Annotated in this window: 23 protein-coding genes and 1 tRNA gene; 5 read left to right on the top strand and 19 right to left on the bottom strand. The window is 30.3% G+C overall.

Annotated features, from left to right (window positions below):
- Positions 1–31: 31 nt before the first annotated feature.
- The 3 genes from WHA43_RS11310 to WHA43_RS11300 all read right to left on the bottom strand — a co-directional run bounded on the left by WHA43_RS11310 (position 32) and on the right by WHA43_RS11300 (position 2,315).
- On the bottom strand, positions 32–712 hold the full coding sequence (locus WHA43_RS11310) for a hypothetical protein (RefSeq protein ID WP_105047146.1): 681 nt from the start codon (positions 710–712) through the stop codon (positions 32–34).
- Between the two features lie 145 nt (positions 713–857).
- The gene (locus WHA43_RS11305; protein ID WP_105047145.1) at positions 858–1,523 is read right to left on the bottom strand and encodes a LuxR C-terminal-related transcriptional regulator; all 666 of its coding nucleotides are present in this window, start codon (positions 1,521–1,523) and stop codon (positions 858–860) included.
- A 360-nt stretch (positions 1,524–1,883) separates the two neighbouring features.
- Complete coding sequence (locus WHA43_RS11300) at positions 1,884–2,315, bottom strand: DUF4293 domain-containing protein (RefSeq protein WP_105047144.1); 432 nt, start codon at positions 2,313–2,315, stop codon at positions 1,884–1,886.
- Between the two features lie 192 nt (positions 2,316–2,507).
- Between WHA43_RS11300 and rho the strand changes: the two genes are divergently transcribed.
- Positions 2,508–4,283, top strand: coding sequence for a transcription termination factor Rho (gene rho, locus WHA43_RS11295; protein ID WP_105047143.1), 1,776 nt, complete (start codon positions 2,508–2,510; stop codon positions 4,281–4,283).
- Between the two features lie 73 nt (positions 4,284–4,356).
- Here rho and WHA43_RS11290 read toward each other — a convergent pair whose 3' ends face one another.
- The 7 genes from WHA43_RS11290 to WHA43_RS11260 all read right to left on the bottom strand — a co-directional run bounded on the left by WHA43_RS11290 (position 4,357) and on the right by WHA43_RS11260 (position 11,989).
- Positions 4,357–6,447 carry a peptidylprolyl isomerase gene (locus tag WHA43_RS11290; protein WP_105047142.1) on the bottom strand — a complete coding sequence of 697 codons (2,091 nt, stop codon included), beginning with the start codon at positions 6,445–6,447 and terminating at the stop codon, positions 4,357–4,359.
- Positions 6,448–6,563: 116 nt separating this feature from the next.
- Positions 6,564–7,826 carry a hemolysin family protein gene (locus WHA43_RS11285; protein WP_105047141.1) on the bottom strand — a complete coding sequence of 421 codons (1,263 nt, stop codon included), beginning with the start codon at positions 7,824–7,826 and terminating at the stop codon, positions 6,564–6,566.
- A gap of 13 nt (positions 7,827–7,839) precedes the next feature.
- Entirely contained in the window at positions 7,840–8,040 is a 201-nt protein-coding gene (locus WHA43_RS11280; protein ID WP_105047140.1) for a hypothetical protein, read from the bottom strand.
- A gap of 3 nt (positions 8,041–8,043) precedes the next feature.
- On the bottom strand, positions 8,044–8,610 hold the full coding sequence (lptC, locus tag WHA43_RS11275; RefSeq protein WP_105047139.1) for an LPS export ABC transporter periplasmic protein LptC: 567 nt from the start codon (positions 8,608–8,610) through the stop codon (positions 8,044–8,046).
- Complete coding sequence (locus tag WHA43_RS11270; RefSeq protein ID WP_105047138.1) at positions 8,610–9,953, bottom strand: tetratricopeptide repeat protein; 1,344 nt, start codon at positions 9,951–9,953, stop codon at positions 8,610–8,612. Before WHA43_RS11270 ends, lptC begins: the two co-directional genes overlap by 1 nt.
- A 15-nt stretch (positions 9,954–9,968) precedes the next feature.
- Positions 9,969–11,264, bottom strand: coding sequence for a hypothetical protein (locus tag WHA43_RS11265; RefSeq protein ID WP_105047137.1), 1,296 nt, complete (start codon positions 11,262–11,264; stop codon positions 9,969–9,971).
- Positions 11,261–11,989 (bottom strand): type III pantothenate kinase, encoded by a 729-nt coding sequence (locus tag WHA43_RS11260; protein ID WP_105047136.1) that lies wholly within the window; start codon positions 11,987–11,989, stop codon positions 11,261–11,263. Before WHA43_RS11260 ends, WHA43_RS11265 begins: the two co-directional genes overlap by 4 nt.
- A gap of 97 nt (positions 11,990–12,086) precedes the next feature.
- On the opposite strand from WHA43_RS11260, the gene WHA43_RS11255 reads away from it, so the two are divergent.
- Together WHA43_RS11255 and WHA43_RS11250 are read left to right on the top strand one after the other, a co-directional pair.
- Positions 12,087–12,159: transfer RNA gene (locus tag WHA43_RS11255), tRNA-Phe, on the top strand.
- 100 nt (positions 12,160–12,259) lie between these two features.
- Positions 12,260–12,550, top strand: coding sequence for a GIY-YIG nuclease family protein (locus tag WHA43_RS11250; protein WP_105047135.1), 291 nt, complete (start codon positions 12,260–12,262; stop codon positions 12,548–12,550).
- A 164-nt stretch (positions 12,551–12,714) separates the two neighbouring features.
- Here WHA43_RS11250 and WHA43_RS11245 read toward each other — a convergent pair whose 3' ends face one another.
- The 5 genes from WHA43_RS11245 to WHA43_RS11225 form a co-directional block, all read right to left on the bottom strand.
- Positions 12,715–13,548 carry a pseudouridine synthase gene (locus tag WHA43_RS11245; RefSeq protein WP_105047134.1) on the bottom strand — a complete coding sequence of 278 codons (834 nt, stop codon included), beginning with the start codon at positions 13,546–13,548 and terminating at the stop codon, positions 12,715–12,717.
- Between the two features lie 37 nt (positions 13,549–13,585).
- Positions 13,586–14,503 (bottom strand): geranylgeranylglycerol-phosphate geranylgeranyltransferase, encoded by a 918-nt coding sequence (locus WHA43_RS11240; protein ID WP_105047133.1) that lies wholly within the window; start codon positions 14,501–14,503, stop codon positions 13,586–13,588.
- Positions 14,504–14,512: 9 nt separating this feature from the next.
- Positions 14,513–15,439 carry a mevalonate kinase family protein gene (locus tag WHA43_RS11235; RefSeq protein ID WP_105047388.1) on the bottom strand — a complete coding sequence of 309 codons (927 nt, stop codon included), beginning with the start codon at positions 15,437–15,439 and terminating at the stop codon, positions 14,513–14,515.
- Between the two features lie 104 nt (positions 15,440–15,543).
- Positions 15,544–15,942 (bottom strand): toxin-antitoxin system YwqK family antitoxin, encoded by a 399-nt coding sequence (locus tag WHA43_RS11230; RefSeq protein WP_146104922.1) that lies wholly within the window; start codon positions 15,940–15,942, stop codon positions 15,544–15,546.
- A gap of 19 nt (positions 15,943–15,961) precedes the next feature.
- On the bottom strand, positions 15,962–17,044 hold the full coding sequence (locus tag WHA43_RS11225) for a diphosphomevalonate/mevalonate 3,5-bisphosphate decarboxylase family protein (RefSeq protein WP_105047131.1): 1,083 nt from the start codon (positions 17,042–17,044) through the stop codon (positions 15,962–15,964).
- A gap of 83 nt (positions 17,045–17,127) precedes the next feature.
- Between WHA43_RS11225 and WHA43_RS11220 the strand changes: the two genes are divergently transcribed.
- Complete coding sequence (locus WHA43_RS11220) at positions 17,128–17,733, top strand: thiamine diphosphokinase (protein ID WP_105047130.1); 606 nt, start codon at positions 17,128–17,130, stop codon at positions 17,731–17,733.
- A 52-nt stretch (positions 17,734–17,785) separates the two neighbouring features.
- Positions 17,786–18,022, top strand: a complete 237-nt coding sequence (locus WHA43_RS11215; protein WP_105047129.1) for a hypothetical protein — start codon at positions 17,786–17,788, stop codon at positions 18,020–18,022.
- A 19-nt stretch (positions 18,023–18,041) separates the two neighbouring features.
- Here WHA43_RS11215 and WHA43_RS11210 read toward each other — a convergent pair whose 3' ends face one another.
- Genes WHA43_RS11210 through WHA43_RS11195 form a run of 4 tightly spaced genes read right to left on the bottom strand, consistent with a single transcriptional unit; the run spans position 18,042 to position 22,470 of the window.
- Positions 18,042–18,596 carry a thioredoxin family protein gene (locus WHA43_RS11210; RefSeq protein WP_105047128.1) on the bottom strand — a complete coding sequence of 185 codons (555 nt, stop codon included), beginning with the start codon at positions 18,594–18,596 and terminating at the stop codon, positions 18,042–18,044.
- A 6-nt stretch (positions 18,597–18,602) separates the two neighbouring features.
- Positions 18,603–19,814: an NAD(P)/FAD-dependent oxidoreductase gene (locus WHA43_RS11205; protein WP_105047127.1), complete on the bottom strand. Its 1,212-nt coding sequence runs from the start codon at positions 19,812–19,814 to the stop codon at positions 18,603–18,605.
- Entirely contained in the window at positions 19,811–20,737 is a 927-nt protein-coding gene (locus WHA43_RS11200) for a GYDIA family GHMP kinase (protein ID WP_105047126.1), read from the bottom strand. The genes WHA43_RS11205 and WHA43_RS11200 overlap by 4 nt, the downstream gene beginning before the upstream one ends.
- Positions 20,737–22,470 carry a hydroxymethylglutaryl-CoA reductase, degradative gene (locus WHA43_RS11195; RefSeq protein WP_105047125.1) on the bottom strand — a complete coding sequence of 578 codons (1,734 nt, stop codon included), beginning with the start codon at positions 22,468–22,470 and terminating at the stop codon, positions 20,737–20,739. The genes WHA43_RS11200 and WHA43_RS11195 overlap by 1 nt, the downstream gene beginning before the upstream one ends.
- Positions 22,471–22,645: the final 175 nt, after the last annotated feature.

The raw sequence follows: 22,645 nt of genomic DNA, 5'->3' as shown, positions 1-22,645 counted from the left end.
AAAATTTGGGGGAATTTAAAATCGTTAATAATTATTCTTCAATAATAATAACTGGCTTTCTTATAGGAGTTAAATAATCATCAGTTTTAGCACCTGTGTTTCCAACATAATTTACAAAAACAATAGATAAAGGTTTACCTTCTTTTTTCTCAAGAGTTCTTGAATAATTTGTTTCTCCACCTTTACCGTTGTTTAAGTGAATTTCAAAGGCATCTTCTTTGTCATTGTGAACAAAATTTACAGCTACATTATTTTTTACTTCAAAAATAACATCATACAAACCATCATCATTTTTTGTAATGCTGTAAGATTTTAATTTTGAGTTCTCATTTCCTTTTGCTAAAGTAATGTTATCATCGTAAACAGTAATGCTTTTATTATTTATTTCATTATTAGTATCGACAAACCCAACTTTCAATTGGCTGTTATCAATCACTAATTGCTCCGCAATTTTTGTTGACAAATTATTTTCAGATGAGTATAAGTAGAATTGCTTATTACTTGATGTAGAATTTGAGACTTTGTCAACTTTTGTGTTTTCAGTAACATCAAAATCCATTGAATAAGCACCACTTGCATCTCTTTTAAGGGTGAAGTTTTTCAATAATTTTGCATTTGAATTTGATGGCATAATACCTTCTTCATTGCTTGAACATGAAGAAAAAACAAGTGAGGCAATAATTGCAAACGTTAATAATGTACTTTTTTTCATTTGATTTGGTTTTAAAATTTATTTAAAATGGTAGGCTTGCAGCGTATACTCTTGCAATAAATTGGGGGACAATTTTAAAAACCTTCATTAGGGGTAACTTTTTCAAGTTGAAGGTTTTTTTGGTATTTTTAAAATAGTTGGGGGATTATACTATTTTATTTTTTACAGCATACATTGCCAAGCCTACCGAATTTTTTACTTTTAACTTTTTTATTAAATTTTTTCTATGTGTTTCAACTGTTCTGGGACTAAGGTTTAGTTTATCTGCAATTTCTTGCGTGTTGTACTCTTTCGAAATCAATCTCATCACGTCAATTTCTCTATCTGAAAGTGCTTCTAATATAAAATTATCTGGCGCATTTCCAACCAATGGAGATTGACCTGTAAGTGATTTAAAAAGGCTTTTTTGAATATCACTACTAAAATATTGCTCTCCATTTGCAACTGCTTTAATCGCATTTACGATATGTTCGCCAGCACTATTTTTTGTAATATATCCATTGCAACCCAATCTTATTACCTCTTCTACAATTTTAATGTCATCATAACTTGAAAGAATTATTGTTTTTTGATTAATTTTTTTGTCTTTAAAATGTTTTAACACTTCGAAACCATCTTTTCCAGGCATGGTAATGTCTAAAATTAATACATCTACTCTATTGCCTTTTTTGTCAAAAAAATCAATTACATCTTCTCCAGTTAATGAGTATCCATTAATTGCAATGTCTTGATCAGTATTTATAACAGCGATGATTCCTTCTATAACTATCTTGTGATCATCTGCTACGTGAACGTAAATCTTTTTTCTCATTATTTATATTACAAATTTAGATTGCTTTATCAGTTTATACAATACCCATTTATACTGATTTTTTTTTATACCCATTTATGGGTATTGAACTACCCATAAATGGGTATTGAAAAATAGCTAATATACTGATTTTTAATTATATAATTATTTAAAAAATCAGCTTTAATTCCTTGATTTTTAATTCATTTAAAACTAATAATAATATTTCATTTTTTAAAAAAATTCTTAAAACTGTAAAAAGTTAGAAAAAGTAAAAAAATTGAGATTGAAATTTAGAATAAACTATTTATAATTTTCAAACATAAAAAAACCGAGAAATACTTCTCGGTTTTAGTCGCACTAAATATACTATTTGTTAGTTTATCGCAATCTATCAACAGATTTTACGAGATCTTCATCCTTTTTAATCGCTTTATTTGCAAAAACAAGAAGCAAAATGGCTAAAATTGGTAAGAACATCCCAATACCTTTCTCCGAAACAGCAGTTTCTCCAGATACTGTTAGTGACAGATAAATCAATAATCCTAATAAAAAAAGGTTTATCAAAATATTGACGCGTCCTAATACAAATTGCAACTGCCTGTTTTTGAACAGAAAGATAGTTACAAATGCCAAAATCGAAGATACAAAGAACGCAGTTGGAATCATCTTATACAAAATGGATTCCTGTGAAAACAAATCTACAATAAATATTTTCTTTTCAGCAACTTCCCATAGATTAAAAATAAAAATTAATCCTCCAGAAACTATTGTGGAAAGTAGTAAATAAACAGTTTGAATTCTTTGTATCATTGTTTTTATAAGACGAGCAAAAATAGCATTTCTTTTTTAATCAGTAAAATTTGGAATTTAAAAAAATTAGTTATATTTGCAATGTTAAAAACCGCACAAAACTATTGTATAGCACTATATACAGTAACAAAAGCCTTAAACAATTTATAATTACCTTATTATCTTAAGAATTAAACTTAATAAACCACATACATGTTCGAAATTTCTGAACTAAAAGAAAAAACGCTTGCTGACTTGCAAGTGATTGCTAAAGCTATTGGCATTCCAAAAATTAGCCAATTAAAAAAATTAGATTTGGTATATCAAATTTTAGATATTCAAGCTGCAAATCCAACTACACCTACCAAAGAACCTACCAAAGAATCACCAAAAGCAGATAAAACAAAGCGTAAAAGACTTGTAAAATCTACAGAAAAAGAGGTTGTTAAAGATACTTTAGTGACCGAAGATTCAAAGGTTGATGTTGTTAAAGAAGTAACAAAAAATGATTTAGAAGTTGCTAAAAAAGCTCCAGAAAAAGAATTAACTTCCGAAAATAATGTTGATAAAAAGCCTCTTACTAATCAACCTAAAAAACATCAAAAAGGCGGAAATCAACAAAATCCAAATCAAAAAAACGGGAATCAACAAAATGCTGTGCAACAAAATCCAAACCAACAGAATGGAAATCAGCAAAATGTTGCTCAACAGAATTCCAACCAACAAAATGGAAATCAGCAAAACCCAAACCAACAGAATGGGAATAACCCAAATCATAAAAATAAAGCCAAAGAAAACAATCCAAATAACCAAAAAAATAATGCCCAAAAAGGTCAAAAAAATGGAAATAGATACAGAGATCCAGATTTTGAATTTGATGGAATTATAGAAAGTGAAGGTGTTTTAGAAATGATGCCTGATGGTTATGGTTTTTTACGTTCATCTGATTACAACTATTTATCATCTCCTGATGATATTTATGTTTCGCAATCTCAAATTAAATTATTTGGATTAAAAACAGGTGATACTGTAAAAGGAATTGTAAGGCCTCCAAAAGAAGGTGAAAAATATTTCCCTTTAATTAGAGTTTCTAAAATCAATGGATTAAATCCGAATATCGTTAGAGATCGAGTTTCTTTTGAGCATTTAACACCTTTATTTCCTCAAGAAAAATTCAATTTAGCACAAAAAGGAAGTTCACTATCAACAAGAATTATTGATTTGTTTTCACCTATTGGAAAAGGTCAACGTGGTATGATAGTAGCGCAACCAAAAACCGGTAAAACTATGTTATTGAAAGATGTTGCAAATGCCATTGCATCCAATCATCCTGAAGTATATCAAATTGTTTTATTGATTGACGAACGACCTGAAGAGGTGACAGATATGCAACGTAGTGTTCGTGGTGAAGTAGTAGCATCAACCTTTGATGAGCCAGCTGAAAAACATGTACGTGTTGCAAATATTGTTTTAGAAAAAGCAAAAAGATTGGTAGAATGTGGTCATGATGTTGTGATTTTACTAGATTCAATTACACGTTTGGCAAGAGCTTATAATACAGTTGCACCTGCATCAGGAAAAATACTTTCTGGTGGTATTGATGCAAATGCGTTGCACAAACCAAAACGCTTTTTTGGAGCTGCTAGAAATATAGAAGGTGGTGGATCATTAACCATCATTGCAACTGCACTTACCGAAACTGGTTCAAAAATGGACGAAGTAATTTTCGAGGAATTTAAAGGAACTGGAAATATGGAGTTGCAATTGGATAGAAATATTTCGAATAGAAGAATTTATCCAGCTATTGATTTGATCAAGTCTTCTACACGACGTGATGATTTATTATTAGATGATAAAACACTACAGAGAATGTGGGTTTTACGTAAGTATCTATCTGATATGAATCCTATTGAAGCCATGGAATTTATCAACGACAGAATTAAATTATCTAGAAATAACGAAGAGTTTTTAATTTCTATGAATGGTTAAAACAAACTGTTCAAAACAAAAAAATCCGTTCAAATTGAATTTGAACGGATTTTTTTTTGGGATATGTTTTTACTTAGTTCCCTGAGTAAATAGCTGCTCTATTATCTTCAATATTTGAAGCTTTTTTGATAGCTTCATACATTTTATAGGTTGAATTTTTTCTAGTATCGGCTATTCTACTTCTATTAATTTCGTAATTTGGCAAAGCTACAGGATTCTCCTTTTTGGTTACTTTAAAAGTATAAACTCCTCTATCACCTACCACTGAATTGTAAATTTTATTTTCTTTCGCATTGTACATTGCTCCTACAATTTTAGGCTCAACTCCAACTCCAGAAAGTGTAGGGCTTTTTAAGGTAACTCCCTCAGCTGAACGCACATTTGTATTGTTCTTTTTAGCAATATCTTGCAGATTTGAACCTTGCAATTTATCAGCTAGCATTGCAGCTTTTTTCTCATTTACCAAAATTGGTCTCACAGTATTGATTGCTTTGTCAGCAGACATCAACCCTTTTTCTTGAGTAGCTGTTAATGTAACAACAACGTGTTTTACTTCTAAATCAAAACGTTTAAAATCTCCAACCTTAGTATCTTTATTGAAAGCCCAACTTACAATTTGTCTTTGCATTCCCAAACCAGGAACGTTTTCGTCTAATGCTTTAATACCTACAGCTGGTTTTGCGGTATAATTTTTTTGTTTTGCAACATCATCAAACTTTTTGTTATTTGATAAAGCTAACGAAAATTCTTCTGCATTTCTAAAAACTTCATTTTCTGTAGCTTCAGAAGGAACAATTTTTCTACTTAAAGTTGCCAGTTTTACAACATTTTGATTGTTCTTTTGTTGATCAATTTTAATGATATGAAATCCAAATGGAGTTTTAACAACACCTAAATCTCCTGTTTTTCCTTTAAATGTATAATCTCTAAACTCAGGAGTCATTGTATTGTAATTAAACCAATCTAAATCTCCACCTTTATCAGCATTTGATTTGTCTGATGAATGTTCTTTTGCTAAAGTTTCAAAAGTAGCTTTTTTAGATTTAATTACTGTTAAAAGACTATCAGCAAACTTCTTAGCATCTTCTTCAGTTCTTGTAACATCCGCAGATGCTCTTTGTGAACCTAAAAATGGAATTAAAATATGACTTGCTTTTACAGAATCTGGCATTTGAGCAATTTCAGTAATTTTAGAAATTTTTAAATATCCATTGTCATTATAAGGTCCAAAAACATCACCTTTAGCTCCTGAAAAAATACTTTCAGAAACTTGAGCATTTACTTGATTTTTAAATTGAAAAACATCATTTAAACTTGTATCTGATTCATTTTCAGATAAGAAAATTGCATCATTTGTAGCTAATTTAAAATCTTCAATTAAAGAAGCAACATCTGCTTTTAATGCATTTTCATCTGCAGCAGTTGGAGTAATATCAAATGTTACATAAGAGATATCTACAGAAGCATCTACTTTAAAATCAGCTTCATGATCTTTAATGTAGGCCTCAACTTCAGATTTTTTAATTTTCACTAAACTATCTGAAATTGATGTAAATGGCACATAAACATACTCAGCTGATAACTTTTTATTCTCATACATGTATTCGTTTTCTCCTTCTTTTAAAGAAGCTCTTAAACCAGCTGTAATTAAATTATTGTAAGTTGTGGTAGATAAATTTTCTTTTACTTGATTCATGTAAGCAGACCATTGCGCCCATAAATCTTTGTTGTTTTCTTTTGTGTCTGCTAAAAATTGTTTGAATTTTTGCTCATCAAATAAGCCAGCTTCATTTTGATAATCTGGATTGTTTTGTACAAAAGGTGCACTTACTAACTCGTTCCAAACATCAGCTTCACCAATTGTGATTCCTGCTTCAGCAAGTTGATTTTGATAGATTTTTTTTCTGATGATGTTTTCCCAAACAGCATTAACTGCCTGCATTTCAGGAACATTTGCGCCAACTTGTTGCTTGTATTTTTCAACTTCTTGAATAAACTCTTGAGTTGTGATAGATTCTCCATTTACTTCACCAACTTCATTCATTTTACTTGAATTGAAAAAATCTCCTAAAGTTGATGGATCCAATACAAATGCAAAAAGTGCTAATCCAATAATAATGATTAAGAACATTGAACGTTCTCTAATTTTTGATAAAACTGCCATGCGTCATTGATTTAATTTCAGTTGGCGAATATACGATTTTTGAGTTGAATATTGCAACCGATTTTTGATATAAAATAGGGTAATTAATTGCTAATTTTAGAGAGTTTTGAAGGTTTTTAGTCAATTTCTAAAATTCTAAGATATACTTCTTCAATTTTTGCGCCTCTCATTTTAAGCACAGTGATTTCAAAACCTTTGATTAAAATTTTATCATTTTCACTAGGTATGTTTTCTGTATGTTCTATGATAAAACCACCAAGTGTCTCATAAGCTTCAGATTTTGGAATTTCTAAATCATATTCTTCATTCAAATAATCTACTTCAATTCGTGCAGAGAATTTAAATTCGGTATCGCTAATTTTTTCTTCTATGTATTCTTGAACATCATGTTCATCTTCAATTTCACCAAAAAGCTCCTCTACTATATCTTCAACTGTAATCATTCCTGAAGTTCCACCATATTCATCAACAACAACAGCAACACTTTTTCTTTTTTTAATTAGGGTGTTCAAGATATCATTAATCATCATAGATTCTGGGACAATTTCTAAAGGTAAAATGACAGATTTGATGGTTTTTGGTTTTTTAAACAACTCAAATGCATTTACATAACCCACAATATCATCCATAGAATTTTGGTAAATTAGAATTTTAGACAATCCTGTTTCTATAAATAAATTTTTTAAATTTGCTACTTTATCATGCATTTCTAAAGCAACAATTTCGGTTCTTGGAACCATCACTTCTCGAGCTTTTACATTCTGAAAAATCAACGCATTCTGAAAAATTTGAATTTCAGAATCCATAATATCATCGTCATTTCCGGTTTCTAGTTGTTCGTTGATATAGTTTCCTAATTCTTCTTTGCTAAATTCTGTTTGTTGTTCATCTGCCTTTACTTTAAAAATAATCCTTAGAAAAAAATCAGAAATTGCGGTGATAAATGAGGAGAAAAAATGAAATAAATAATAGAAGAAAAAAGCTGGAATTGCAAATATTTTAAGAACGTCATTAGCATAAATTCTAAAAATTGCTTTGGGTAAAAACTCAGCTGTAATCAAAATTATTATCGTAGAAATAACCGTTTGAATTAACAAATTTGTAAATTCATTATACTGCTGTAAGGGTAGTAACTGCACTAATACTCTACCCATATAATAACTGTAAATTACTAATGAAATGTTGTTGCCAACCAACATTGTAGTAATAAATTTAGATGATTTATGGGTGATTTTTTTTAAAATTTTAGGAATAAACCCTTCTCTCTTTTTTTCGAGCTCAATGTGCAATTTGTTTGCAGAAACAAAGGCAATTTCCATTCCTGAAAAAAAGGCTGACAATAAAATTGAAGCAAGAATAATGATAATTTCAACTTCCATAAGTAACAAAATACTACTTATTTTGTTGATTTCGAGCCTCAATTTTCTTTCTAAAGTGACTTTTGAAATAGAATAGGATGACAAATAAAATTGCAAAAACGATATAAAAATATGCTTTTGACCTATCTGAATTCCATGATATGATACTCTCAATAACTAAAATGATTGCTGCAATGATATATCCAAATTGAATAATTTTCCAGAGTTTGTTCATAATTTATTCTTCTGTTGATTCTAATCTTCCTGTTGTTTTTTTTGCCAAATGTTCGCTTAAATCGTCTTTTGATTCAAAACCAATTCCATAAATAGTATCATTTTCCTTTATCAACATGAATGCTTTTTCTGATACAAAATACTTGGTTTTCTCATCCCAAAAAAGCTGCTCTGTTTTTAAGATTGATTTATCTGTATGGTTGACAACTAACACTTTTCCTCGAATTTCTGAAATTGATGTTTTGGCGTATGTAATTGCATAATTTCCAATAATCGTTACAGAATCGATTGTATTTTTTTCAAAGTTAATGATTTTTATGCCATCAGGAAACTCATTATATGGATGTTCATTTCGATTGCTAAAATCAAGCATCTTTGGCGTACTTAATTTAGATGTGATTCTTCCTGAATCTTTGTAAATATGGTTAGCATATCTAGCAATTCCGACAGGTAAATTTTTATCTGCCAAAAAATCTCTAACTTTTTGAGTATTGTTATTACAAGAAAAAAGCATTACTGAACAAAAAGTTACAGCAATGCTTTTTTTTAAAAAGTCTTTCAAACGGTTCATTATTTTCCACTTGAAGTAATTGTTACAGTTTCCCCAATCCAACATTTGATTGAGTATAAGTCGCCTTCTTTTGCACCATAAGTAAAGATTGTTTTCTTATCTGGCAAGTTCGCTTTGTAACTTGCAATATATCTTGCTGCAGATGAACCAATACTTGGATCTACAGCTGCTGCTTTTTGAGCTTGTCTTAAAGCGGCTGCATACACCATTCTTTTTTCAAATTCATTACTTCCACATTCATTAACACTCGATTGATACAATCTTCCAATTAATAAATATGCTTTTCCGTAATTTGGATTGTAATTTAATGCTTCTCTTGCTAAAGCTCTTGCATTGGCAAGTTGACCTCTAGATTTTGCTTGTTCAGCAGCATTCAATTTATATTTTGCTTTTTTCAAAGGATCCGTTTCTAAATCAAACGCCTTTTTTCTCATGGCATTTGCACCAGCAGCATCACCATTTTTATCTAAAATTCCGGCATAAAATGTATATGAATCTGGAGTTGGAGTTGCTTCTGCATAGGCTTTCGCTAATGTTTCGAATAAAGGATCTTCTTGACAACCTTTATTAAACATTCTTGAAACTGCTCTTCTTAACCATGTAGCATCTGTCTTATAAGTTTCAAAATCTCTTGTATATAAAGGAATCAATCTTTCGCAAGTTGCAATTGTTGAAATCATATCATCTAAACCACCTTCAATTTGTCCTAAAGCTCCTGAATTAACTTGATAAGCATACAGTAATTTTTTTTGTCTTTCATCTAAAACTTTAGTTGAATCTTTTGTAAGCTCATTAATTTTTGATGTGTAGTCATCTAACTTTTCTCCTATCGATTCAATTACATCATCATAAGTATCAAATACTCTTTTTGGATCAGAATCTTTAAACTTGTCTGTAACTCCTTGAAAATATTTATAAATATTTTTTACACTCATATCTTTTGGAGAGATTTTGTAAGCTTTTTGTAAAATATCAAAAATCTCTTGATCTGATGATAAATTATTTTTTGCCAAATAGTCAGCATAATCACTGTGAACTTTTGCAGGATTATCATTTGGATAATATTGTAATCTTTGCTCGTACACTTTTTTAGCTAATGCAGGATCTTTTTTAACGTCTTCAGCTAAAGTAGAACCAAATTTATAGATGTTTACAGATAAATCTGGACATTTATCAATTAGAAATGTCCAATTCGCATAAGCATCATCATATTTTTTCGAATTGAAATCTCCTTTAAATAGATTGTATTTAATGGTACATTCTTGGGTTAAATCTTCCTGAGCATTCGTTTTTACAACTGTAAAAAGCATTGTTGCAGCTATAAGTAATGTAAAATTTTTCATTTTTATTAGTGTTTGTTAATCAATCTTTCTTTTTATGAACCAGTTCATGTCTGTTAATGATAAGCTTACTCTAAAATTAAAATAATTTTCTTCGATTAAATCATTTTCAAGTGTGCCTCTTTTACCAAATTCAAATCCCATGTTTATGGTTGATAATCTTTTTAATGGTAATCCTAAACCAAAAGATATGCCAAAATCATCAATAGGTGTAAAATTCGTGTTTAAACCTGAGCCATCAACAGATAAACCTGTCTTCTCATATCGCAATCCAGCTCTATAAGTAACTCTATCCCAGTAACTTGAAATAGAATTTATTTTTGGAATAAAAAATCCACCAAGAGAAAGTCTGCTAGATTTTCCGTAATTGTATGCACTGTTTGTTCCACCAGTTAGTAATCCATTGGTGGTTAATGCATCTTGACTTTCATATTCAATACCTGCGTACCAATTGTCAAATTTTCCAATACCTACTCCAAAATTCGTTTTTATGGGTAAATTAAAACTTCCCGAAATTTTATTTGAAGAGATTGTGTCTCTTGGAATTTCATTTCCAGTCGGAGAAAATGTTAAAGAATACAGGTAATCATCACCAGTAACAGTCAAACTATTTGCAAGTTTAACAGTAGCACCTGTGCTAATCACTAATTTGTTTTCAAGTTCTTTATGATATTGTACTCCTAATTTTAAAGAACCTCCTGTAACTCTACTTACTTCATTGTATTTTGTTGATAGAAAAACATCAGCTCTTAAATCTGAAATTCCGTTTTCGATATTTCCAAAATTAAAATCACCCTCAATTCCTAAAGATAGATTTTTGTTGATTTTTATACCAAAACTTCCATACAAACGATTTACACCACCATTTCCTTCGAAAATACTCAATTGCATTAACCTATCATTTGCATCAAAAATTGATGTGGAAAGAGAATATCCTATTGATGAAACTGGTTGCATACCTACAGAGAAACCTGCTTTTGAACCAATTGGAATTCCCAAAGCTATATAAGACAAACTTGTTGAAGTACTACTCTGAGAGGTTGTTGCACTTTTAACGGTAAGATCGTTATTTAATAATCCAAAAGAATAAGTTGCAAATCTGATGTCTGCATAAGCAGCTGGATTCGTAAAATTTAAGAAGCCATAATTGCTAAAAGCAACACCAATTCCACCCATTGAACTTTGCTCAACAGTAGCATTAGAAAACTTATCGCCAATTCCAAAATAAGAATATGGTGAGGAGTTTGTTCTTTGTGCCAAAAGAGTGGTAGCTGAGATAAAAATGAAAAAAGGTATTAGAATATTTCTAATCATTTGTTTTTGTTAAAAATCAATAGTTCGTTCAATCCTTCTAGGAGGAAATTTTGATTGGCAAATATGCTACTTTTTAATTGTTTAGACAAGAAATTTGTGTCACCTCCTGTTAAAACTATTGTTAAATGCTGATATTTTCTTTTGTATTGTTCAATTACCCCATCAATTTCTTGAATAACTCCATTAACTACGCCAGAATTTATGCTCTCTTGAGTATTTTGACCTATAAAATTATCGAGTGTTGATTTCTCTAAAAGTGGTAATTTACTGGTATAAAAATGAAGAGATTTGAATCTCATTTCAATTCCTGGGGAAATAGCGCCTCCAAAATAGTTGGCATTTTCATCAACAAAATCAAAAGTTATGCAAGTTCCTGCATCAATAACTAAAACATTTTGTTGTGGAAAATTTTTAACTGCAGCAGCAACCAAAGCAATTCTATCTGCACCAAGCGTATTTGGCGTTTTATATTTATTAAAGAATGGAGTATGAATTGTGGAAGAAACCTTGGTTATGGGAACAATATGTTGAATTTTTAAAAATTTGACATCAGAAATTGCAGCAACATTTGAAATAATTGCATCGCTAATATCAAACTTATTTTTGATATTTTTAATTTCTGAAATAATTTTAGTGGATTGAAATACAAAGAGTTCTATCAATTTATCATCTAAAAAGACAGCTGCTTTTACCCTAGAATTTCCTACATCAATGGCTAGATTCATTCTTAATTTTAAAGAAAGACCAAAAATACAATAGATTTTTTTTAAAATTTAATTAGCAGATATAAAAAAACATTTTATATTTGCATCCGCTAATAAAGGTATCTTAGCTCAGTTGGTAGAGCAAAGGACTGAAAATCCTTGTGTCCCTGGTTCGATTCCTGGAGATACCACTTAAAAACCTTGAAAACGTAATGTTTTCAAGGTTTTTTGTTTTTGAAATATAATTAATAATGGCATTATAAAGACATAAAACAGCATAGAAAGCAATAAATGGAAAATCATTTCTTATACATACTTTATTCAAAATCAGCTGATAAATTTTATATTGGCGAATCTAAAGATGTTAATAAAAGACTTGAAATACATAACCTACATTCTATGAAAGGCGCATTTACTAAAATTGCAAATGACTGGGAAGTAAAAGTAATTTTTGAATGTAACAATAAAAACGAAGCATTGTTTATTGAAAAATTTATAAAAAAAATGAAGAGTAGAAGTTTTATTTTAAAGATCATTGAAACTCCTAAAATTTTATCTGAAATTTTATCAAAAATGAATTGAGAATCTGGTTCCCCCGAAGTTTCGGGGCTGGAGATACCACTTAAAAACCCTAAAAACAAAATGTTTTTAGGGTTTTTTGTTTTTGAAATATTTGATTTTTGTTTTTTGGCCTATCATTATTTATTCAAACAAAAAATCCAAGCAAACTGCTTGGACTTAAAAACTTATTTCAACATTTTCAGGTTACTGATTTCTAATTGTGTAAGCTCTCTCCATCTTCCTCTTGGTAAATTTTTCTTGGTCAATTGAGCAAAAACGACTCTGTCTAATTTGGTCACTTTATAACCAATATGTTCAAATATTTTACGAACAATTCGATTTCTTCCAGAGTGAATTTCGATACCAACCTCTGTTTTCGGCTCTCCTTCTATATATGATACAGCATCAATAAAAACCTTTTTACCTTCAATAATTACCTCTCCTTTTAATTTTTCTAAATCTTTTGCATCTAATTTTCTATCTAAAGAAGCATGGTATAACTTCCTTACATTGTGTTTTGGATGTGTTAATTTTTTAGCTAAATCACCATCGTTAGTGAACAACAATAATCCTGTGGTGTTTCTATCCAATCTTCCAACAGGATAAATGCGCTCTTTTGTAGCATTCGCAACCAATTCCATGACCGTTTTTCTGCTACGATCATCTTCCATAGTTGTGATGTAATTTTTAGGTTTGTTTAGCAAAATATATCTTTTTTGCTCAGGATTAATTCCTGTTCCATCAAACTGTACAACATCCGTTGGCAAAACTTTATAGCCCATTTCTGTAACTAATTTGCCATTTACTTGAACACTGCCTTGTTGTATAAAAGTATCTGCTTCTCTTCTCGAACATACTCCAGAATTGGCAATGTACTTATTTAAACGAATTCCTAAAGATTCGTCAGCTTCTGTGGTTGGTTTTATTTTTTTGAATTCTTTTTTAACAGGTTTTCTGTTTAAAGGCGTACTTTTTTTCGGCTCTTGTCGTCTTCGCGACGAGTTTTTTTTTGGTTCCATTAATAAAATTTTTGCAAAAGTAATTAAATAAAGCCCTCTAATTCAATCTATCAATAACTTTTTCTAATAAAAGAGAGGTGTCAATAAAAATCAAACTTAAAACACCAATTAAGAGTAATAATTTTAAAATATTATGTAAAAATTGATATTGTTTTGTTGTTTTTGATTTCCATAAATAAACAGCCACAAAAAAAAGTGTAGCTAATGCACCATAAAAATAATAGCGCATTAAACTCAATTCTGGAAGTCTAAACAAAATTGCAATTGGAAAAAAGCTCGATATCAATAATAAAATAGATAGTTTTTTGGTCTTTATCTCTCCATGAACTACCGAAAAAGTTCTATAATTGTTGGCAATTGCTCCTTTTATATTTTCTAAATCTTTGATCAATTCACGAACCATAATTACCAAAAACAAAAAAATAGCGTGAACAAAAATGACTTTTGAGAAGTTTTTATAGTACACAAAAATCGCAAAAAAAGGTAAAATTGTTAGCATTGTAGCCGAAACCAAACCCATTAGTGGATATTTTTTAAGTTTGTGCGAATAAAACCAAATTCCAAAAATATAGATTGCAAAAAATAAACCTGCTCTCCATGAAACTAAAAAACCAAATAAAAATCCGAGAAAATTCAAAAAGAAATACAATTGCAAACGGGTGCTTTGTTTTACAAAAGTGTCCAATCCTGTTTTTAAAGGTCTGTTGATGCGATCTACTTTTACATCGTAAAAATTATTGATAATATATCCTGATGCAACAACACAAACTGTAGCAAGAATGATAAAATGTAAGTGAAGATCAAAAAGTACAAATTGCAATGACTTTTCTGGCGAAAAAATAAAAATTGATGCTAAATATTGGGCAATAATTAGGACAAGAATATTATATCCTCTAATTACTGACAGTAAACTGAGCATTTTTAGGATGATTCTTTTTGCTTTGAAAGAAGTCATGAATGGCTTTTAGAATCTATATACCAATTCTAATTTGTAATCTTTAAGGCTTTCTTGTGCTTTTTGATAATCTTCAGTGAAGCCTAAAATGTAACCTCCACCTCCTGAACCACAAAGTTTTAAATAGTAATCATTGGTATCAATTCCTTTTTTCCATACTTTATGAAAAGCATCAGGAATCATTGGTTTGAAATTTTTAAGTACTATTTTAGACAGACTTTTTACGTTGGTAAACAATGAAGTTACGTTTCCTTTTAAGAAATCGTCAATACAAGCATCAGTGTAAATGGCAAACTCTTCGCTCAACATTTTTCTAAAACCTTCGTTTTTCATCTTATTCATAAAGATGTTAACCATAGGTTCAGTTTCGCCAATTTGTTCAGAATCCAATAAAAAAACAGCTCCTTTTCCTTCTTTTTGTGATGGAATTCCTGCAGGTTCAATATGTTCTTTTGAATTAATTAAAATAGGCAAACTTAAGTATGAATTTAAAGGATCTAAACCAGAACTTTTTCCATGAAAAAAAGATTCCATCAGCGAAAAAATTTCTTTCAATTTCAATAGTTTTTCTCTGGTTAAATTCTCTAAAACTGTAATTTTATCTTGTGCATATTGATCGTAAATTGAGGCTACTAAAGCCCCTGAACTTCCTACTCCATAACCTTGTGGAATAGAAGAATCAAAATACATTCCGTTATCTAAATCTTTTTGAAAAGCCGCTAAATCAAAGGAAACTAATTCGGAGTTTAAATTAGAGATATAGGTAAAAAACTTTCTTAAATTATCATTTGATTTTTTTGAAAATTCATCAAAAGTATCAGTGGTTTTCAAAGCGCCTCTGTAAGCGTTGAAAGGAATTGCTAAGCCTTTTGAATCTTTTATGATCCCGTATTCTCCAAAAAGAAGAATTTTAGCGTAAAAAAGTGGACTTTTCATATTCTTTTTTTCATTTTCGGCACAAAAGTACGAATTATTTGTATTCAATTGATAATTAAGAATTAACAAATACGATTTAACATTTTTTTGATAAAATTTAGAAACTATCTTTCGTTTTTGTAAAACATTTTCCAAATGCCAACTTTTTCATCATTTGCATATTTTCCTTTGCTTTTTATTTTACCACCTTTGTAAAATTCTTTCCAAACCCCTTCCTTTAAGCCATTTACATAATAGCCAGTTTCTTTGAGTTCGCCAGTTTCATAATATTCATAAAACATGCCATTTAACTTTCCTTTACTATAAAAAACCTTTCTGAATTTTGTTCTCTTTTTATAGTAATAGATGATTTCTCCCTCTAGCTTTTCATCAATTCTGTAAAAATCAGCTTTTTCTTGAGATGTTTTCTCAAGATTTTCATCCAACCAAATAATTTCTTGAGATTGCAAAGGACTTGTCAAAAAAATCAAGCAAAAAAAGGAGAAAGTTAAAAAATACTTCATCAAATAATTTATAAACAATTTATGATAGTTGTTTTGCTCCAAATCCTGAAACATCACAAATATACTCTTTTTTGTAACAAAAGCTAGCCAATTCATTTTCAATAAATTGCATGACAGTTTCTTTTTCGTTTTCAGGAAAAAGTACGTGAACATTGGCGCCAGCATCTAAAGTAAAACAAATATTACTATTATTTTCAGAACGATATTTCCAAATTTTATTGATGATTTCTAATGTATTTGGTTTCATCAAAATAAAATACGGATTGCTCGTCAACATCATTGCATGCAAAGTCAATGCTTCACTTTCCACTAAATTGATGAAATTTTTGACATCTCCATTTTGAAGAATATTGGACATTTTAGCTAAGTTTTGATTAGCTTGATGAAAACGATTTTCAGCATACGGATGTTGATGCATCAACTCATGCCCTACTGTGCTTGAAACCTGTTTTTCACCTTTATCAACTAATAAAATTACATCTTGATAATTCTCGAAAATTGGATGAATTCGATGTGGAAACTTCACCCCAAACAAATCAGAACTACCTTCAATTTCAGGATGATTCCCCCAAACAACCAAAGGTCCTTCAATACTTCTTGAGGCACTTCCTGAACCCAATCTTGCTAAAAAAGAGGCTTTTTTAGTGATAAAATCTTGAGAAATTTCAGAATTTAATTGCTTTTCTAAACTCATTAAACACATGGCAATTGCACTCAATCCACTTGCTGACGAGGCAATTCCGCTTGAATGTGGGAATGAATTTTCGGAATGAATTGTCATTTGATATTCAAAAATATAGGGACAATAGGTTGCAATTCTTTTGAAAAAATCTGCAATTTTTGGCTTGAATTCAGCTTTTTGTTTTCCTTCAAAAAACACTTCAAAATCAACTTCATTGGAGTAATTTTTTTTAAGAAATTCAATCTTAGTTGTGGTATGACAATTTTGTAAGGTAAAACTAATTGAAGCATTTTTGGGAATTTGCGGATTGCTTTTTCCCCAATATTTTACCAAAGCAATATTGCTTGGAGTTTGCCAAGTAAAAATGGCTTTATCAACATATTGTAAAGGCGATTTTACTAAAAATTGATCTGTATTCAAGATGAAAAATATTTTTGGCAAAGATAGGATTTCTAAAAGATTTTAATCTCAATAAATTATGAAGTCTTTCGTATTTTTGACCAATGAAAATTCAGCGAGTATTTTTATTATTGAATGGCGAAGTTCCAATTTCGTTTCCAAACATAGCAAACTATAGTTTGATTTGTGCTACAGACAATGCCTACAAAGAATTGCAAAAAAGAAACATCAAACCAGATTTTATCAGTGGTGATTTTGATGATGATTTTCAAATTCCTAAGGATATTGAAGTAATTCGTACCCCAAATCAGGATTTTACAGATTTTGATAAAATATTGCAAATTCTAGTTGATAAAGGCTATAAAAACATTGATGTTTATGGAGCAAGTGGCAAAGAACAAGATCATTTTTTAGGAAATTTACATACTGCAATTTGCTTTAAAAACCGTCTAGAAATTACTTTTTTTGACAATTACGGGACCTATTTTTTGGCAAAAAAAAATACGAATATTACAAACTGTTTACACAAAATAATTTCATTAGTTCCATTGCCAAAAGCAACCAATATTTGCACTTCAGGATTGCAATATCCTTTACACAATGAAGATTTACTTTTTGGAAAACGAATTGGCACAAGAAATAAAGCCATTGAAAATGAAGTAAGCATTTCTTTTGAAGAAGGCGAATTGGTTGTTTTTATCAATGATTGAAAAGGGTTTAGAAGTCAAAAGAAAAAAAACTGCATTTAATTTTTAAAATAAAATGAAAAGAAAAATAAAACTATTATGGGATTTTAGAGGTGAAGACGCCTTAGAAACTGCCAAACATCACACGATTCACCTCAAAGAATTTGCAACTTTAGAAAAATTGCCTTTTCATGAAATTGATATTCAAGAAAAAAATGAAATGTTAGTGAGTGCTTTTATAATTGTAGATGAAGCTGATATGAAAGTTTTCAGAGATGCTTTAAAACCTCAAAGAGGGGAAATTGTCTTCTAAAAATAGCAAAATAAGAACCTCACTTCCACTTAATTCCACAGCCAATACTTGGTTTTTGATTTTCTAAAATAGGTTTTTTATGCAAAAGATGTTCCATGGCTTTTTGTAAATCATTTCCTGAAACAGGAATGTTATTTCCAGGTCTTGAATCATCAAATTGACCATGATACACTGCTTTTAAATCGGCATCAAATAGATAAAAATCGGGGGTGCATGCAGCATTATATGCTTTTGCGACCATTTGGGTTTCATCAAACAAATAGGGAAACGTAAAATTTAATTCCAAAGCAAGTTTTTTCATCAAATGTGGTGCATCTTGAGGATATTTTTCAATATCATTAGAACTTATAGCAATAAAACGAATTCCTTTAGATTGATAATCATTAGCTAATTGCACCAATTTTTCATTTATGTGAATTACAAACGGACAATGATTGCAAATGAAAACAACTACAGTTCCGTTTTTTCCTTTTAGTGATTCTAAATCAACCCAAATATCATCAATCGTATTTAGTAATCTAAATTCAGGTGCTTTTCTACCTAACTCGAATTCATTTGATTCCGTTCTTGCCATAATTAGTTAGTTTTCAGCCAACGCTTTTGCGCATATAAAACCACTTGTCCAAGCATTTTGAAAATTAAATCCACCTGTAACTGCATCAATATTTAAAATTTCTCCAACAAAAAACAGGTTTTTATGAAGTTTGCTTTCAAAACGTTTGAAATCAATTTCTTTTAAATCTATGCCTCCTGCAGTTACAAATTCGTCTTTAAAAGTCGTTCTGCCATTGGCATTATAAATTCCTTTGGTGAGTTCATTTGCTAAATTTTCGAGTTGCAAATTAGTTGTGTCAGCCCAATTTTGAGTTTCACGAATGTTTGAAGCAATTACAAAACGTTCCCATAATCTTTTGGATATTTCAGGAAATGGCGATTTTAACAAGACCGTTTTTCGAGCTTCTGACTTTTTTAAATTTTGTAAAATGCAAAAAACTGAGGTTGTTGATTTCGACAACCAATTTACCTCCACGTTGTATTGATAGTTTTTTGATGCCAAAAATCGAGCACCAAAAGCTGATAATTTTAATACTGCTGGTCCACTCATTCCCCAATGTGTAATCAACAAAGGTCCTGAGGCTTCATAAGTAGAGTTGACGATTTTTACAGTAGCATTTGGAACAGAAATTCCAAGTAAATCTATCAGCCTTGAATCTTTGATGTTAAACGTAAATAATGATGGAACAGGTTCAATAATAGTATGCTGTAAAGTTGCACACAAATCCCAAATCATCTTGGAGCTTCCTGCTGCAAAAACCACTTTATCTGCTATAAAATCTTGATTTTTAGTGTTGATAACCCATTGATTTTCTTGTTGATAAACTGCATTTACACCGCAGTTTGTAAACACTTTAATACCTAAGTTATCAACTACATTTTGAAAACAATCAATAATTGCTTGGCTCGAATTTGCTTCAGGAAAAACACGATTGTCATCTTCTATTTTTAAAGGAACTCCCCTATTTTCAAACCATTCAAAAGTATCTCCTGTCATGAATTGATGAAAAGGCCCCAACAATTCTTTTTCGCCTCTTGGATAAAATTTTACCAATTCTTTGGGCTCAAAACACGCATGTGTTACATTGCATCTTCCTCCACCAGAAATTTTTACTTTTTGTAACACATCTTTACCTTTTTCCAAAATAATGATTTCCAAATTAGGATTCATTTCCTTGGCATTAATGGCCGTAAAATAACCTGCAGCTCCTCCTCCAATGATGATTATTTTCTTCATAAAATCATTTTTTGGTAAGGAAGAATTGTTTCAAATCCTTTATTTTCAAAATAGCTGTTTGATTTTTCATTGCCAGTTGCCAAGACAAAATCTCCTCCCCAAGCTCCTAAACTTTTAATTTCTCCAAAATAATCAGAAAACAACTCTTGTTTTATGGGTTTTAATTTGATGATAGAGCTGATAATTTGTTCATGTTCAAATATCAATTTTTCAAAGTCTTTAAGATTATTGGCTTTTAAAAACTCGTCTGAAATAGTCGAAATTTCATTGATTTCATTCTGAATTTGTTGCTTATTTTCTCGAAATTTAGCAATCCCTTTTTTAGAATCTTGCTTTTGATTCAAATACACAAAAAACAAATTTTCTTGAAAACTCGGATTGAAATTTACCTGTTCTACAACTGGTTTTTGATTCAATAATTGATAAAAAATAGGAGTATTATTTTGTGCGCAAGCAATGTCATATCCACTTCCTTTGAATGAATTCCATAGCAATTGAAATGCATCAACCTTTGCCCAAGAAGCAATGGAATTGATTAAAGTTGATGAACTTCCTAAACCCCAATTTCTTGGAAATGTCAAGTTGGTTTTTACTAAAAATCCAGATTCCGAATTTAAAAAATTTGGATTTAGTCTTTTAGCTTCTGACAAAATTTCTAACAATGTTTCTGCAATTTTATCTGCATTTCCATCAGTTGAAGATTCAAAAGTGGTAGATATGATTCTGAATTTTAGCAAATCAAAAATGGCTTCAAACCAACAGTTTCCATTGTTGTCAAAACTTCCCCAAATCAATTGTGGTTCTTTGATGGAAATTACTTCTAAATCTTGCCCAAATTTAGTAGGAATTGCCAACGCTTTTGCGCCTTCTAATACAAGGTATTCTCCTGTCAATAATAATTTTCCGTTCGAATAAAAATGCATTAGATGAGTCCGAATTGTTTAAAATGATGTGTAAAATGTTTGGTCTGAAACTTTTTCCAATAGTCAAAATCAAGTTCACCAAAAAAAGGATGTACCACCGTTTTTGTTGGATTTTCGTTAAAATTCGAAACAAAAAGTTGTACTTGAAATATCAAATCATCAATCGCTTTTTCAATCGATTCGAATTGCAAAGGATTTGGTTCTTCTGCCAATAAATTGGGTTTAAATCCAATTTCCAATTCATTTTCGGTATCTAAAAATGGCTTTCTTGTGGCTGATTTTTCATCCGAAACAAAAACATCAACTTGCCAATTTCCATTGGCTATTTTGGTAATTGCACTCAAATGCTCAATCATTTGTTGGGCGTTCATCAACCCGAAAATGGGTTTGGAATCTAGAGATAAACTTTCCAATTTTTGTCTTATAAATGATTCATCTAAAAAATCAACCCAAGTAATTTTTGGAGTTCTCAACTCATTGAATTTAGAAACAACAGCAGCATGTGAAACTGTCTGATTTTTGAAAAATTCAATCAACGTATTTTTTTCATTTTTGGTTGCACCTAACTGATTTAGAATGTTTTGTAAGTGCATTTTCATGTGACCATGTTGAATTCCTTTGGTCGTTAAAGCACGTAAAGCTGCAAAATTTTGCGCCAAACCAGCTGCAGCCATTATTTGCATCAACTCTTTAGCAGTTGGATTTTGCATCATTTCTAAAGACATTTTTGCCATTGGATGCAAAGAAGTTAAACCTCCAACTGTGCCAACTGCTAACGGAATTTCTATCCAAAATGTAAAAATTCCATTATCAATTGTGCAATGTGATAAACTTGTATATTTTCCTGAACGAGAGGCAAATGCATGAGCACCAGCTTCAATGGCACGAAAATCATTGCCTGTTGCCAACACAACTGCATCAATTCCGTTCATGATTCCTTTATTATGAGTAACTGCTCTGTAAGGTTCAATTTCTGCAATTTTTACAGCTTGATAAAACTTCTCTGCAAATTTTTGTGGATTTTCAACACCTAAGTCTTCAATTTTACAACTTACTTCTGCTCGTACTAAACATTCAGGGACAAAATTGGATAAAATGCTCATCACAATTTCGATTTCATCATTTCGGAATTTGTTGGCAATTGCTTCTAAACACGAATTGATAAAATTCGCGCCCATAGAATCTTTGGTTTCAAAAGTGATGTGCAATTGATAATAATTGGCTAATTTGTCAGTTTTATCAATCAATTCAATATCCAAAATTCCTCCTCCACGTTTTTCCATATTCTTAGTAATGGAAGCAGTTGCAGCAAATAATTCGGTTTTATTTTCTTGAAAATACTTTTCTAAATCGGCTTTTTTTCCAGCAAACATAAAATGCACTTGACCAATTTTTTTAGTTCCTAAAACAGTAGTTTTAAAACCGCCTTTAGTACTCCAAAATTTCGCAACCAAAGAAGCTGCAGCAACAACCGAACTTTCTTCAGTAACCATTGGAACTACATATTCTTTTCCATTGATTAGAAAATTGGGTGCAATTCCAAAAGGCATGTAAAAATTAGTGATGGTATTTTCGATAAAATCATCGTGCAAATTCTGTAATGCTTGATTTTCATTCCAATATTGTTTGATGATATTTACAGCATCTGTAGGATTTTGAAAGAAGTTATTTGATAACCAATCGATTTTTTCTTCCTTAGAAAGTTTTGAAAATCCTGAAATATTTTTTGTCATTTATGTATTTGTAAACTTAGGAGAACAAATATAAATGAATCTAATTTAAACCTTAAAATTATTTGTAATAGAACTTTTTAAACGTTTAAAAGATGGAATATTTTGTTTATCAAATCAACTATATTTTATCAAAAAAAAGATATTTATCAATCAGATTGATAATATTTTAAGACAA

Origin of the sequence: Polaribacter gangjinensis, assembly GCF_038024125.1 — a bacterium.
In the GTDB taxonomy this organism is placed as follows: Bacteria; Bacteroidota; Bacteroidia; order Flavobacteriales; family Flavobacteriaceae; genus Polaribacter; species Polaribacter gangjinensis.
This window is presented reverse-complemented; position numbering and strand designations above follow the sequence as displayed.

Bases quoted from the DNA above. Each gene is read 5' to 3' on its own strand.
- WHA43_RS11310 (WP_105047146.1), bottom strand. From the start codon at position 712: ATGAAAAAAAGTACATTATTAACGTTTGCAATTATTGCCTCACTTGTT.
- WHA43_RS11305 (WP_105047145.1), bottom strand. From the start codon at position 1,523: ATGAGAAAAAAGATTTACGTTCACGTAGCAGATGATCACAAGATAGTT.
- WHA43_RS11300 (WP_105047144.1), bottom strand. From the start codon at position 2,315: ATGATACAAAGAATTCAAACTGTTTATTTACTACTTTCCACAATAGTT.
- rho (WP_105047143.1), top strand. From the start codon at position 2,508: ATGTTCGAAATTTCTGAACTAAAAGAAAAAACGCTTGCTGACTTGCAA.
- WHA43_RS11290 (WP_105047142.1), bottom strand. From the start codon at position 6,447: ATGGCAGTTTTATCAAAAATTAGAGAACGTTCAATGTTCTTAATCATT.
- WHA43_RS11285 (WP_105047141.1), bottom strand. From the start codon at position 7,826: ATGGAAGTTGAAATTATCATTATTCTTGCTTCAATTTTATTGTCAGCC.
- WHA43_RS11280 (WP_105047140.1), bottom strand. From the start codon at position 8,040: ATGAACAAACTCTGGAAAATTATTCAATTTGGATATATCATTGCAGCA.
- lptC (WP_105047139.1), bottom strand. From the start codon at position 8,610: ATGAACCGTTTGAAAGACTTTTTAAAAAAAAGCATTGCTGTAACTTTT.
- WHA43_RS11270 (WP_105047138.1), bottom strand. From the start codon at position 9,953: ATGAAAAATTTTACATTACTTATAGCTGCAACAATGCTTTTTACAGTT.
- WHA43_RS11265 (WP_105047137.1), bottom strand. From the start codon at position 11,264: ATGATTAGAAATATTCTAATACCTTTTTTCATTTTTATCTCAGCTACC.
- WHA43_RS11260 (WP_105047136.1), bottom strand. From the start codon at position 11,989: ATGAATCTAGCCATTGATGTAGGAAATTCTAGGGTAAAAGCAGCTGTC.
- WHA43_RS11250 (WP_105047135.1), top strand. From the start codon at position 12,260: ATGGAAAATCATTTCTTATACATACTTTATTCAAAATCAGCTGATAAA.
- WHA43_RS11245 (WP_105047134.1), bottom strand. From the start codon at position 13,548: ATGGAACCAAAAAAAAACTCGTCGCGAAGACGACAAGAGCCGAAAAAA.
- WHA43_RS11240 (WP_105047133.1), bottom strand. From the start codon at position 14,503: ATGACTTCTTTCAAAGCAAAAAGAATCATCCTAAAAATGCTCAGTTTA.
- WHA43_RS11235 (WP_105047388.1), bottom strand. From the start codon at position 15,439: ATGAAAAGTCCACTTTTTTACGCTAAAATTCTTCTTTTTGGAGAATAC.
- WHA43_RS11230 (WP_146104922.1), bottom strand. From the start codon at position 15,942: ATGAAGTATTTTTTAACTTTCTCCTTTTTTTGCTTGATTTTTTTGACA.
- WHA43_RS11220 (WP_105047130.1), top strand. From the start codon at position 17,128: ATGAAAATTCAGCGAGTATTTTTATTATTGAATGGCGAAGTTCCAATT.
- WHA43_RS11215 (WP_105047129.1), top strand. From the start codon at position 17,786: ATGAAAAGAAAAATAAAACTATTATGGGATTTTAGAGGTGAAGACGCC.
- WHA43_RS11210 (WP_105047128.1), bottom strand. From the start codon at position 18,596: ATGGCAAGAACGGAATCAAATGAATTCGAGTTAGGTAGAAAAGCACCT.
- WHA43_RS11205 (WP_105047127.1), bottom strand. From the start codon at position 19,814: ATGAAGAAAATAATCATCATTGGAGGAGGAGCTGCAGGTTATTTTACG.
- WHA43_RS11200 (WP_105047126.1), bottom strand. From the start codon at position 20,737: ATGCATTTTTATTCGAACGGAAAATTATTATTGACAGGAGAATACCTT.
- WHA43_RS11195 (WP_105047125.1), bottom strand. From the start codon at position 22,470: ATGACAAAAAATATTTCAGGATTTTCAAAACTTTCTAAGGAAGAAAAA.